At 63.1% G+C, this 13,267-nt stretch carries 7 protein-coding genes; 5 read left to right on the top strand and 2 right to left on the bottom strand.

The window, feature by feature from the left end:
• Positions 1 to 121: 121 nt before the first annotated feature.
• Positions 122 to 277: a hypothetical protein gene (locus SYV04_RS43525; RefSeq protein WP_321552047.1), complete on the bottom strand. Its 156-nt coding sequence runs from the start codon at positions 275 to 277 to the stop codon at positions 122 to 124.
• Between the two features lie 807 nt (positions 278 to 1,084).
• Between SYV04_RS43525 and SYV04_RS43520 the strand changes: the two genes are divergently transcribed.
• The 4 genes from SYV04_RS43520 to SYV04_RS43505 all read left to right on the top strand — a co-directional run bounded on the left by SYV04_RS43520 (position 1,085) and on the right by SYV04_RS43505 (position 12,083).
• Positions 1,085 to 4,174, top strand: coding sequence for a caspase family protein (locus SYV04_RS43520; RefSeq protein ID WP_321552046.1), 3,090 nt, complete (start codon positions 1,085 to 1,087; stop codon positions 4,172 to 4,174).
• A 172-nt stretch (positions 4,175 to 4,346) separates the two neighbouring features.
• Positions 4,347 to 4,946 carry a lysozyme gene (locus SYV04_RS43515; RefSeq protein WP_321552045.1) on the top strand — a complete coding sequence of 200 codons (600 nt, stop codon included), beginning with the start codon at positions 4,347 to 4,349 and terminating at the stop codon, positions 4,944 to 4,946.
• Between the two features lie 196 nt (positions 4,947 to 5,142).
• Positions 5,143 to 5,343, top strand: coding sequence for a hypothetical protein (locus SYV04_RS43510; protein WP_321552044.1), 201 nt, complete (start codon positions 5,143 to 5,145; stop codon positions 5,341 to 5,343).
• A 14-nt stretch (positions 5,344 to 5,357) separates the two neighbouring features.
• The gene (locus tag SYV04_RS43505; RefSeq protein ID WP_321552043.1) at positions 5,358 to 12,083 is read left to right on the top strand and encodes a caspase family protein; all 6,726 of its coding nucleotides are present in this window, start codon (positions 5,358 to 5,360) and stop codon (positions 12,081 to 12,083) included.
• A gap of 344 nt (positions 12,084 to 12,427) precedes the next feature.
• Here the strand turns inward: SYV04_RS43505 and SYV04_RS43870 are convergent, their stop codons facing one another.
• On the bottom strand, positions 12,428 to 12,706 hold the full coding sequence (locus SYV04_RS43870; protein ID WP_422724033.1) for a helix-turn-helix domain-containing protein: 279 nt from the start codon (positions 12,704 to 12,706) through the stop codon (positions 12,428 to 12,430).
• A gap of 295 nt (positions 12,707 to 13,001) precedes the next feature.
• Between SYV04_RS43870 and SYV04_RS43500 the strand changes: the two genes are divergently transcribed.
• Positions 13,002 to 13,232: an addiction module protein gene (locus SYV04_RS43500; RefSeq protein WP_321552042.1), complete on the top strand. Its 231-nt coding sequence runs from the start codon at positions 13,002 to 13,004 to the stop codon at positions 13,230 to 13,232.
• The last annotated feature ends 35 nt before the right edge of the window (positions 13,233 to 13,267 follow it).

Genomic DNA, 13,267 nt, shown 5'->3' with positions numbered 1-13,267 from the left:
CGCTCGCTGCCATCGAGAACCCGGGCACCGTCACGCTGCCGAAGGCCCAGGGCTGACCACCTCTCCCTCCGTGCGGCCAAGGACGGGGCAGCTCCGTGTCGGGACGGGGCTCGGCGAGGACTTACCGGTCATCGTTGCGGTCCAGGGCCGCCTTCCTGGTTCGTTCGTGCTCGCGCACTATGGACTTGCTGAGGTTCATGCAGAGGCGCTTGGCCTCCTCGAACGTCATCGCTCGGAACAGGCAGCAACTCCGGACGGTGTGGATGATCTTCTTCACGGTGTCCTCCGTGCGGCGCGCGCACGAAGGGCATGGAGCCCACGTGGCGCGCGTGATGCGCGCCAGTGAGGGCGCAGGGTTGAGTGGGGTAGGGGACGCTCGGGGCGCTACGATGGGCAATTCCAGCGGGTTGCAGTCGCAGTCATCCGAACGTCAGCGGAGGGACTCCGCCGAGGGCTTATACCCAAGGAAGAGGGGGATGGATCGTGGGAGGGTGGGGGACGGCTGATAATGGCACTACGATAATGGCACTACCATGATCGCCAGCACCCTTAAGCCTGCCTCCACACCTCACGCAGGCAAAAAAGTGTCCAGCGCGAACGTCCGGCGCAGCAACCCGGCCCAATGTGCATCCAGCGAATGCTGGCGCGTTCGGCGGGAGTCAGTCCCGCCAGAGTAACTGCCAGGAGCCCCGTAGCTTGGATAGCAGGGAGGAGAGAAATTGATGACCTGAAGCCTATCGACAAAGCCGATCATGGGACGGTGAGCGAGTCGCCGGGCCGCAAAGCAAATGCCCACCGCTCGGCGCGCGGCGCTCAACCTCTGCTGCCTTCTCGTACGCTCCCCCTGCGACGAGGCACCTCCGCACTCACCTTGCAAGGGGTTGCGCTGAGGCGCTGCTTGCGAATTTGTTGACTTCCGAACTACTGTCCCCCTTGCAGTAAGAGCGCCTAACAAAAATAAGAGCTGGAGCCACCGCCCCGAGGGGAGAGGCCCCTCAACCCTGATTTTTGTTAGGAGCTCTAAGAGAGGCTCTAGAGGGCAGACGAGTGCGACATTCCGGGCCTGCGTGCCCGAGGACCGCTGATGATCCGAAACAGACTCAAGCCGAAACAGCTCGCTTTTGCCACCTGCATGCTGATGTTATTTCAGGGGCCGGCCTTCGCCGCTGAATGCGCCCATGAGGAGATCCTCCCCAACCGGGCCTGCTCGCTCGATGCGCCAGCCGTCCCGGAGAAGGACGGCGAGCTCGCGGGTCGCCGGCGGCTTGCGCTGGTGGTCGGCGTCGGCGAGTACAAGAACCACCCCAGGCCGACGAACCTCGCTGGTCCGCCCACGGATGCCGACCGCATGTACCGGCTGCTCACGGACCCCGTGGGTGGCTTCGGCTTCCCCAAGGGCAACGTCTGCCTGCTCAAGAATAGCGAGGCGAGCCTCGCCGCTTTCGAGAAAGCCTTTGAGGACAGCCTGGTGAAGCGCGCGCAGGACGGCGACGTGGTCGTCGTCTTCTTCGCCGGCCACGGCTCCCAGGCCCGGGATGGCAACGGAGATGAGCCTGATCAGAAGGACGAAACCCTCATGCTCTGGGACGCCCGTAGTGGCGACGTGCCCGATCTGGTCGACGACAAGCTCAACATGATGCTCGGCCGGCTCTTTAAGAAGATGAATAGCGACGGCTCCCAGGAGCGGGAGCAGAACGTCACCGTCATCCTGGACTCCTGCAATTCAGGCACGGCCACCCGTGGGGGCGAGAACACCACCGCACAGACGCGTTACTTCGATACCAGCAGGGAGACGCTGGACCTGCGCGCCGGGATTCCAGTTGCCTCGCCAGGAAGCGCCCAGTGGGACGGCGAGGATCTCCCCGGCCTGAACTTCATCTCCGCCGCAGTGGATGGCACGGCGGCCAAGGAGAGCAAAAGCCTGAAAGAAGGCTTCTTCACCACCGCTCTCATCCAAGTCCTTCGTGACTCGGCGGGCACTGCCCTCACCTACGACCAGCTCCAGAGGCGTCTCGATCCGCTCGTCGCGGCACGCAGCGACCAGAAGGTGCAGGTTCAGGGCGGCCGGACCAACCTGAAGGTCTTCGGTGCATCCACCATCCAGCGGCCGACGGGCTACTTCGTCTCCGCCATCCGCCTCAAGGGAAATGACGGGAGCCACGCCCCCAAGCGGATGCTCGATCTCAAGGGTACACCACTTCCAGGCTGGAGCGCCGGTGCCCAAGTGCGCATCTACAACCTGCCGGGCACGCCGGGAGCAGCCACCACGATGTCCGACCTCAACGACCCGACCAAGGCGAAGGCGACGGGCGTCGTCACCGCGATGAACGGTGTCGAAGGGGCGACGGTGGACATCGCGGACAAGGAGACTGCGCAGAACAAGGCGCGGCTCGAGTCGCTCCAACTGGGGGACATCGCAATGCTGGCCCTCCCTGGCAAGGACAGCGTCACGCTCACCGCCCGCTTCGCGCCTCCTGGAAAACCGGGCGCCATCACACCGGACCGGGCCAAACGCATCATCGACGCCATCGCCGCCAACCTGGACCTCCAGAACACCGTGCAGGTGCTGAAGGCGAAGGACAAGGGCACCGAGGTGTGGACGTTGAGTCAGGGCAGCGACGGCAACCTGCAACTCTTCGATGCCTTCGGTGTCCTGCGCAGCAGCTATGCCTTCAAGGACCCCGTGGAAGAGCCCGCTAAGGTCGCGAGGAACCTGGGCCAGCACGCCCGCCAGAAGGCCCTGCTGCTGGTGAAGGGCGAGGCGGGCACTGAATTCAAGAACGACCAGACCCTGCAGGTCCAGGTGGTCCCCCTTAAGAAAGGGCTCAACGCCGACTGTGACAAGGCTGCCGAGCGCTGGGACAGCACGAAGTACCCCGCGGGCAGCGTCAAGGTGGAGATCCCGCTAGATGTCTGCTGGCAGGTCCGGGTCCGGTTGGCCGATGACGCGCCGAAAATCCCTTTGTACGTGGGCGGAGTGTTCATGACTGCGGATGGCGGCATCGATGGCTTCCCCAGCCCGGCCAGGAAGGAGCAGCAGTTCATCACCCTCGAGCCCGGGAAGACACTTGAGTACACCTTCAAGATGACCAAACGGTCCGCTCCGCCCCTCAAGGCGAGGGATCACTTGCTGGTGTTCGGCACTCGGGAGCAGGTCAAGTGGTCGGATCTAACGGAACCTGCTGCCACCCGCGGCCCAGGCATCGGACTGCAGGGCGCCTTGGCCGCCTACTTGGGAGGGACCCGGGGGGCGGACGACGTCGAGGTCACGGAGCCCAACACCTGGACCTCAAGCCACGTGGCCCTGGTCACGGTGGCCAACAGCGGCTTCAAGGACTCTCTGGCGCAGGAGAAGAGCGACAAGCGCGAGTTCACCCTCCCGCACTACGACATCCGCGAGCAACTCCCGGCAAACACGAACTCGGCGCTCTACAAGCTGCTCTATATGACCGCAGAGCTGACCCACCGCTATGAAAGCCAGCAGGGGACGGACGGCGCCCATTACAACAAGGACCACGTTGGGCGCTGGGAGAAGCTGAGCGACGAGGAGAACCTCGACATCGGCATCGAGTGCTCAAGGGCCATCTGGTACGCATTTACCCGCTCCGGGCTTCAGTACAACAAGGGCGTGGCGAAGAACTTGAAGATCCCCGCGGACGTCAACAAGCGGGGCAGCCCCCTTTCCACCTGGGACATGGTGGACGAGAAGAGCGCCTTCCTGACCGAGATCGCGCACCAGGGGAAGCTCGGTAAGAGCGCCATGCGGGACCAGTTCAACAGTTGCATAGGTGACCCGGAGCTACGGCCTGGCGACGTGCTCGTGTACCGCCGCCTAAAGACCTCCACGAAGAACGACGGACACGTGGTGATGGTCATCGACCCCGAGAAGTCCATTGCCTGGGGCTCCCACGCCTTCGACAGCAGCGCCATACTCTCCAAGGACAAGACAGCCCAGATGGATGTGGGAGTCGAGTACCAGCGCATTCTCCGCGCCAAGAGTGGCCAGAATGAGAAGTGGGGCGCCTGGGACAAGTCGGACATGGTGCGCGTCGAGTGCTGGCGGCACAAGCAGATCACTCAGGAGTGGGAGGCCAGCCCGATGAACCGTCCGGGGACCTTTAACCTGAGCAAGCCCCTGATCTTCGGGGCGCTGAACGCCTCGAAAACGCTGTGATGGGAAGGAAACCGGTCTGGAACAGATGAGGAATCCGATGATGAAGCGCTGCCAGATATGGGCCCTCGTGGGTCTAAGCTCGATGCTGGCTTGGGGGTGCACTACGACCAGAGCCGGGGGGGGCACTGCGACGGCCACCGCCACCACCGCCGCTCCGGCCGAAGAGCGGATGGTGCCCCTCCTTCTCCTGGAGGAGGAGCCCGAAGAGGTCGAGCGGTGGGTCCCGTCCGCTGACTTCCCCGAACTGAACATGAGCGACAAGGGGCTCGCGGTCACCACGAAGTTCGAGGGGTTCGAGCCGCGGATGTACAACGACCCGGTTGGGCTCTGCACCGTTGGGTACGGACACCTCATCAAGAAGGCGCCGTGTGACGAGACCGTGGAGGCGGAGTTCCAGCAGGGCATCTCTCGCGAGCGCGGCGTCGAATTGCTGCGCCAGGACATGGCCAAGGCCGAACGGGCGGTGATGGCGCTGGTGCAGAAGCCTCTCACCCAGCCCCAGTTCGATGCGATCTGTGACTTCGTCTACAACGCGGGTGCTGGCAACTTCAAAGGCTCGAGCCTGCTGAAGGTCATCAACGACGGCAAGCTCGACGAGGTGCCCAACCAACTGCGCCGGTGGACGAAGGCCAAGGGAAAGGTGCTGCCGGGCTTGGTGGCGCGCCGCGAGGCGGAGATCGATCTGTTCGTGGAGGGAACGGCCATCTCGCGCGCGGAGCCGCCGTTCGACGAGCAACTCCCGGAGATCGACCTGTATGAGGGCGAGAAATAGGCCTCATCGCCGCCCTCCAACCTCCGGGCCTCTCCCGCAGTACTCGCGAGCGATGCCGTGAGCCACTTTTGGATGGAAGCACCTGACTTTTTGAGCTTCGGCCTGCCGAGTTTCAGCCCGAGCCTGCTGGCGACCCTGGGGAACTCGTTCCTCGCTCAGGGGGCGCTGCGCTTCGGGGCCTCCGCGCCTGGTGAAGATGGGAATCTTCGGCTTGGCGGCGGGAGCGTCGTCGGACTTCAAGTCTCTGGGCGGCACGGGTGGAAACGCCTTCCTGACGTACCAACCGAAGTTGGCCAAACGTGACCTGAGTCTGGTGCTGTGCGGCGGCATCCACCTGCCCATTGGAGGAATCCAGCGTGTCCTCCCCACGGTCAATCTCAGCTTCGTCGTCTACTGACGAAAAAGACTGTCATGAAAAACATGCATATCACCAGGCATCTCAGCCATGCGCAAAGGCTGTTCCTTCAGATGTTGCTCTGTCTGTACGCCTTGGTGCAGCCCTCCGCCCTCGCCTCATCACCAAGGCTCTCGAGCCCGCCAAGGCTCTTGAGCCCGCTGTTCCCGGACAGGGAATCTCTACTGTTCGAAGGGTTCCACAGTGGCCAATTCTTCGGCAGCCACAATGGCCAGTTCTTCGGCATTCTCTCGGCTGCTGAGTTCGAGGATGAATCCAAGGTTACTCGGGTGCTGGTCTACGAGACCGCGACAGACAAGCTGTTCGGAGATGTGTGGGTCCCGGGTAGTGGGGTAAAAGCCGCGCTCGGTGATGACGGCAAGTCCCTTCTACTCATGATCCCAAATGGGAACACGATCTCCATCCAGTGGCTCGACCTCACCACGGGACAACCCAGACGCCCGTCCTGGCAGGTCACGAGCGGACTGGAAGATCCGGTGGTGGGCCTCTCACCGGGAGGTGATCGGTGGCTCGTTCCTGGAGGGGGGTGCACCTATGAGTTCCGTTCCGCTGAGCGGGAGCAGCCACTCACGACGTTCGAAGTCTCCTGCAAAGCGAGGGTCGTACCAACACCTGACTTGGCGGCCGTCGTCATCAACGGAGACAAGCCCCACACATTGGAAGTGTACCAGCCGCTTGCGCCGCGGGCGAAGCCCCTACTACTGAAGGGAAGTCCATTCACGCTGAGTTCGGCGGCCCTCTCCCCTGATGGCCGCAGGCTCGTGACCACCTATTTGTATTCGGGCAAGCCCCTTCTGTGGGACCTGACTGCGGGCGGCCCCCCTCAGCCGCTCGTGGATGCTGAGGGTCTGGATTATCGGCACCCGCCCCGCTTTTCACCGGACGGACGTGGATTGTTGGCGATCAGGGGGCGGGACGGGGCCATCGGCTGGTGGGATTTGTCTTCCCCTGTCATGGCCCCTCCTCGATGGGTCATTCCGCGGGACTCGGGCCTGTTTCGGGATGACAAAATCGATGACAGCCTCCTGGTCGGAAGTCCGGAGAACCGTCTGGCGGCCTACGTCACCGCTGGAAGAATCATCGTCGTCGACACAGCCTCGGGCAAGTGGGTCAGGAAGTTTGGGCTCATTGGTATGCAAGACGTACAGGCTGCATTCATCACACCGGATGCAACTCGTGTCATTCCGCGGGATAGCGTTATTCCAAGAGAAAAAGATTATCGCTTTCCTAAATCACCAGGACCTTCAGCGCATGATGGCCTCGAAGGACTAATGGCTTGGTCATCCGATGGCCAACTTGAGTTGGAGGTCAAGTATGACTCTGAAAGTCGGGTGCTGGTGCGCGAGGTGCACACCGGCATTGAGCGCTTCAGTGCTAAGCTCCCTTATGATTTCTACGTCCATCATGGGTCCTTGACACCCGAGGGTTCGATCACGCTGGTGGTGAGCACGTCCAACCTCGAGACCGATGGGGTCAGCTTGGTCCTGCTCACATGGAACAAGGAGAGCGCACAATGGACTCGGAAGTTGGAGCTGGATTCCACATGGATGAACAAGAAGATCGTTTCGGTCCGGCACTCGCCGGACCCCAATGGCCGCTTCCTGTTGTTGGGGTACGAAACGGGTATCATCCGGGCAGACTTGGAGCAAGGAAGGGTGCTTCCCCCTCTGGAAGGCATGGAGAGCGGGCCTGTGCTGGCGGCCGCCTTCTCTGCCGACGGCAGCCGGGTACTGGCGGCTGGGATTCAAGACAAGACCTCTGCGCTCTTTGTATGTGAATGGGAGCATACCACAGGAAGGAAGTTGGCCTGCAGATCGTCATTGAGAGCGGAGCGGGCCCAGGGGTTTGGAGTCTTTCTCCCTAGTGGCGATCGGGTGGTCATCAATGGACGCATCCTCGATGTGGCCACGCTCAAGCCGGTTGGCCAGCTCCAGGAAATGCACCCCATGGATGTGCGAAGCAGTACGTTCTCGCTCGATGGCAGCCGCATGCTCGTGGTGTACGACGGGGGGGCCATCCACCTCTTTGAGTCCGCGACTGGGAGACGGCTGGCCGAGTTGTTCTTTTGGAGAGATGGCTGGCTAGTGCTCGGTCCGGATGGACGTTTTGATGGTTCCCGTTCGAGCTGGGCAGCGGGCTTCTCGTGGCGGTCTGGTGACGAGGTCTTCCCGCTCGAGCGCTTCCACGAACAGCGGCAGGAACTCGGGCTGCTGGGCAAACTGTTGGGGGGCAATCCCTCGCCACTGCTCCCCGTGGATTCCCTCGAGCAACGTCCGCTCGCGCCGACCCTGGACGGAGTGGTGGAGTGGCAAGGCTTCGACGAGCCCCGCCTCCGGTTCCAGGTGCGGGCTCGCTCGGGCGGAATCGGACGCATCCGGGTGACGCTCAATGGCGCGGAGTACTTGCTCGACCTCCGGACCGTGGCCCAAGCCTGTCGTCAGCATCAGACGGGGCTGGACTGCGATCTCTCCCTATCCTCCTTCCGGAACGTGATTCCAGAGTTCTGGGTGCACATCCCCGAAGGCGGGACCCGCTCCAACTCCTTGGAACTCGAAGCCGAGAATGCAGCGGGTACCCTGCGCAGTGTGCCGTTCAAGCTCGAGTTTCAAGCCCACGCATGGGGTCCTGAAGAGAAGAAGGCAGCATCGGTGCCGGCCACTGACTCCAGACCGGTGGAGGGCGGTGCCGCCCAAGCCATGAGTGTGGAGGCGCCCAAGCGCGCTCCGCCCCTGCGATTGGTGGCCGCCCAAGGCATCAGGTCGGTGCCTGGGGTCGTCGTCGTGGGGCCTGAGAGCCCGGGCATGCCTCGCCTCGTGCTCACCGTCCATAACTCTGTCGCCGTGCTCTCGAAGGCGGACACGGGCGAGATACTGCTGCGGCTCGAGGGACATCAGGCGCCGATCACGGCTGCCGCATTCAGTGACGACTCCCTGCGCGTCGTGACCGCCGACGTGGCCGGCTTCATCCAGGTATGGGACGTCACGACCGGAGCGGGGCGGGTGTTGGGCCGGGACACGACGGGCCAAGACCTTAAGGTCCGATTCTTGCCAGGTGCACACCGGGTCATCAGTGGCTCGGCAGGCGGGCAACTCATTCTCTGGGATGTCCCGCCGCCTGGGGAGGAAGGCCGAAAAGGACGCCCACTCGGGGAACTGTCTCCCGGTGGGCTTTCCTGTCTGCGATTCTCGCCCGACGGCCGCTGGCTGCTGAGTGGGGACCCCGTGGGTGGCGGTACGCTCTGGGACACCGGTACCTGGAGGCGGGTCCGCATGCTTCCAGCGCTGCCACAGACAAGTCATCCTTTGTCGGGTAATTCAACGGTGTGTCATGGGGATGGCCGTCATCTAGTCCGTGGGTCACCCAGCCTGAGGCACGCCCGCCTAGTGGAAGTTTGGGACATGGTGACGGGCCGGCTCGTCCGGCGCATCGAAATGGTGAAACACCACCACTTTGGGGGGCTGTCACCGGATCTCCAGGAGGCCTTGATCATCTCGGCTTACGGAAAGATGACGCTCTGGGACATCACACGCGGAGCGCCGTTACGAATCTTACGAGAGAGCAATACAATCCGCAGATCCTTCAATTCGTACTTCGACAGGTTCCATTTCAATCAGGGCCAGGAAGACTGGTTCTTCGACTTGGCACACTGGAGGGCGGTGCGGCTGAAACTGTCTCTCGACACCTTGATGGAACGGGACCCCATACCCGATTGGGCAGAATGGTCAGAGGACGGGCGCTACCTAGTGCTGAGTCAAGACGGTTATAAGCATCTCGCCGTGTATAGCTCCTCACCCACGGCCGAGAGCACGCCCGTTTTCACTCAGGTCTCCCGTCTCAACGAGCGGGCGATGAACGTGCTGCAGGTTTCCTTCGCGCCAGAGGAGTCAAGCCGGATGCTCGTCTCCACGAGTTCGGGGCCGTACCTCTGGGATGCCGCGTCCGACAGCACACGGATCCCCGAGCAAACGACTGAGTTTGCCGGGGGGAGTAAATCAGACCCGCAACAGACAATCCGGTTAAGGGAACAGCTACAGCGGAAACTGAGCGCCTATCCGGGTCACGAGCTGGAAGCGCTGTCACCCGACGGGAGCTTCTTTGTGGCACGCGGGAGGCTCGAGCCCGAGAAGGAACTCTCCGAGATCGTGCTGGCCATCTACGACACCAAGACAGGAACACGGATTGGCTACGCGGAGGGGCTGGATGCGGTCACGCTTGAGTCCGCATTCATCTCTCCAGATGGGCGGTTCATGCTGGCCTCTCATTATTCCTATAAGGATTCGAGTTTCAATGTGCGCACCCTGCTTTGGGATCTGAGGAATCCGAGGGCGCCACGGCCCATCCATACTTTCCCTGATTGGTCGCTATCGGGATTCTCGAAGAAGGGGGACATGCTCGTCCTAGGGCGGTTAAATGGCATTGTCCAGATGTGGTCGCTGGAGTCAATCCTGGGTGAAGCGCATGAGCGCGCGGAGCCGCTCCGCGTCTTCCCCGTACCCGGCTCTCCCATCCCAGGCCACACTGGTCCTATCCGTTCCCTCGACGTCTCAGCCGATGGTCGCTTCCTCATCACCTATGGGGCGGACAACACCACTCGCCTGTGGGACACCCGCACCGGACTTGAGCTGTGCAAGCTCTACTCATTCACCGATGGAACCTGGGCGGTGATCGACCCCAGTGGCCGCTATGACGCATCCAACGGTGGAGAGATCGATGGGCTTTACTGGGTGGTAAATGGTTTCGAGACCATCAGCCTTTCTCAGCTCAAGAGCCGTTACTACGAGCCCAATCTACTGGCGCGGTTGATGGGCTACTCCTCCGAGCCCCTGCGAGACGTGCAACGCTTTGACGATCCCCGGCTTTACCCGGACGTCAAGGCAAGGGTTCAGGGACCCACCAACGCTCCCGCCCTCCACATCGAGCTTACAGAGCGCGGGGGCGGCATCGGGCGGACGCAGGTTGCCATCAACGGCAAAGAAGTGCTTCAACTCTCGTTGGAGCGCTCCGGCCCAGAGTCGTCCAAGAGCCCGCGAGTGGAGTCGGTCGCCCCTGACGCGGCGAAGGATGCGCGCTGCGAGCGCCAACCCGGACGGCTCACCTGTGACATTCCCCTGAAGCCCCTGTTCCGCTACTTCCAAGCTCATACGGTCCGGCTCCCGGGCACCAAGACGGACACGGCCCCGCAGCGCCCCGTCAACCGCATCTCCGTCCAAGCCTACAACGATGAGGAGTACCTTCTCGGCAAGCCTGTGACGTTCGAGTATTCCCCGCCTCGCATCGGCACCCGCGGCGCCACGGACGTGGACGTTCCCGTAACGGAAGCGGAACTCGTGGTGCCTAGACTCTGGGCCGTTGTGGCTGGAGTCTCGGACTACACTGGCGCCGGCATCGACCTGCGCTATGCCGCCAAGGATGCCGACGACTTCGCCCGGGCGCTTGATACCGCCGCACGCAGGCTGCTGTGCAGCGCGGAAGACCTCGCGGCGGGCAAGACATGCGATCGGGTGCATATCCGTCGGCTCTCCTCGACCGCTGAACGCCAGGATCTCTGCCTGCCAGCACTCACGGGGCTTGCCTCCGGCGATAGGCGCTTCACCGAACCGGAGGGTGATGGCAACTCCTGCTCGCTGAAGCCCTCCCAGAGTCCCTGCACCCCTGACAAGATGAACCTGCTCCGGGCGCTCGAGGAACTCAAGGACGCCAGGCCCGAGGACATCGTGGTAGTCTATCTGGCCGGGCACGGGGCGGCGTCCCGCCACGGCAACCACGAGGCCTATCACTACCTGACCCAGGACGCCTGGAGCCTGGACATGAGCGACCCCGAGCTACGCTGCGGTGGAACGCTCTCCAGCGAGACCCTCAATGAGGCCCTGAAGAAGAGCCCGGCGACGAAGCAGGTGATGATCCTTGATACCTGCAACTCGGGAGCGATGGTGCTGAAGATGACCGGCTCGCGGGGCATGTCGTCGAGCCAGGTGCGAGCGATGGAGCAGATGCAGGACCAGACCGGCATGTACGTGCTGGCAGGGGCGTCGTCGGACGCGGTGAGCTACGAGGCCCCGGAGTTCGGGCAGGGCGTGCTGACGTACAGTCTTCTCAAGGGGATGTCGGCCGAGGGGCTGGCGGAGGAGTCGCTGGTGGACGTGGGGCGGCTCTTCGAATACGCCTCGAAGAAGGTGCCGGAGTTGGCGCGGGGAGTGAGCCGGGCACAGCAGCCGGTGATCGCCATGCCCCGAGGAGGGGGCAACTTTTACATTGGCCAGGTCACCCCACCGGAGCAGGGGATCATCCTGAAGCACTTGGTGCAGGATCCCCGCCCGAGGTTCGTGCTTCCGAACTTCTTCGAGCGCGACGAGTGGCTGGACATCTCCGGAGTAAAGGCGGCGGTGGTCTCGGAGCTTCGGGACCGCAGTGGCGTGCGCCAGCCGACGCTGGCCTTCGTAGATGTTCCGGAGTTACCAGGCGCATACCAGTTGGTGGGGAGTTACCGGAAAAAGGGCGGGAAACGAACGTCGGCGACTCTGGAAGTGAGCGCCCGGGTGTTCAAGGACGGAAAGCAGATGGGGTGCGATTTCCGCGTCTCCGTGCCTGGGGTGCCTTGGGCCACACCAGGAAGAGTGCCCACGCCGCAGGAGTCCAAGCCGCTGGCATCAGCCCTGGTGGACGGAGCGTTGAAGGAACTCGAGCGGGCGAAATCCTCCACCTCGCTGGTCTGCCGGCCCTGAGCTTCACACGTCGAACCTCGGGGGCCACGGGCGAGGCGGGCGCGCATGCCGAGCCCCAGCACCTAGCGGGGCGTTTCGTGGAGATGTTGGGAGGCCGAACCAAGGCGCGTATCCCTACCGAGGCCTCCACCAAGAGCGAGTGGGGGCCGTGTTGCCTGGAAGCACTCGGGCACGAGGTGGCGCGCGGTGGAGTAGGGGACACGGGGATTTCTTCCCCACTCAGGACATGCCAGAGGCGGCCAAGACAAGCCATTTTCAGAGGGAAGAGGCCCAGGCAGCCCTCGCCTATCCCCGTTCGTAATCAGTAAGTCCCGGTTCGACCTGAGGTTGCGGGCCTCGCCTCATCACCGCTGAAGCAGGGCTCCAAGGTCTGAGGGCCGGAAGCGGATAGCGTTGGATACTCGCAGGTGGGGCAGCCTGCCCTCCGAGCAAAGCTTGTAGATGGTGGCACGCGAGACGCCAAGGCAGCGGGCGATCTCCTCAACCGTCAGCAACCTGGCCCCGTGAGGATCCTCAAGGTGGGGTGGAACCTCGGACCCGTTGGGCGCGCCATCTGGTAGCGGCCGGGTAGCGGAATCGGTGCGAATCGGTGCGAAACCTTGGACAAGTCGCTGCCTGGTCACCCCTAGAAAGCTGAGTGATTTCAAGTAGTTAGGGGGAGCGGAAGCCTCCTGGGAGCCCCCCTCCGACGCCCCCAAGGAGGGTTCGGGACCAAGGGGTCGCAGGTTCAAATCCTGTCTCCCCGACCATTCGAAAGCCCTGGGGTTTCGCGGACTTCCGCAGAAACTCCAGGGCTTTTGTTTTTTCCCGACACCCTTCAGCCGCAAACCCGCGGCAAGCGGAGAGGGCTCGATTCTGGCAGCCCTCCGGGCTGGGCGTTCGTTGCCGGTGCATGGGGCGGGGCTTAAACTCTGCCCGATGGCGACCAAGGAAGACCTCCTCTCGGATGTGCTGCGGCTTCCCCCGGAGGAGCGCGCCGAGGTTGCCCACAAGCTTCTGCTCAGCTTGGAGGTAGAGGCCGAGGACCCGGAGGCCCAGGTCGAGTGGTCCGCGGAAGTGGAGCGCCGGGCTCGTGAAGTGCTCAACGGGAGCGTGAAGACGGTTTCCTGGGAGCAGGTCGAGGAGCGCATCAGTGCCCGGCTCGGCTAGGCCAGCGCGTTGGCCTGGGAGCCAAATTCTTCGCT

It is taken from the genome of Hyalangium ruber, assembly GCF_034259325.1.
Classification (GTDB): Bacteria; Myxococcota; Myxococcia; order Myxococcales; family Myxococcaceae; genus Hyalangium_A; species Hyalangium_A rubrum.
This window is presented reverse-complemented; position numbering and strand designations above follow the sequence as displayed.

Excerpts from the sequence above, each read along its gene's own strand:
- SYV04_RS43505 (WP_321552043.1), top strand. The coding sequence starts at position 5,358 with ATGAAAAACATGCATATCACCAGGCATCTCAGCCATGCGCAAAGGCTG.
- SYV04_RS43520 (WP_321552046.1), top strand. The coding sequence starts at position 1,085 with ATGATCCGAAACAGACTCAAGCCGAAACAGCTCGCTTTTGCCACCTGC.
- SYV04_RS43500 (WP_321552042.1), top strand. The coding sequence starts at position 13,002 with ATGGCGACCAAGGAAGACCTCCTCTCGGATGTGCTGCGGCTTCCCCCG.
- SYV04_RS43510 (WP_321552044.1), top strand. The coding sequence starts at position 5,143 with ATGGGAATCTTCGGCTTGGCGGCGGGAGCGTCGTCGGACTTCAAGTCT.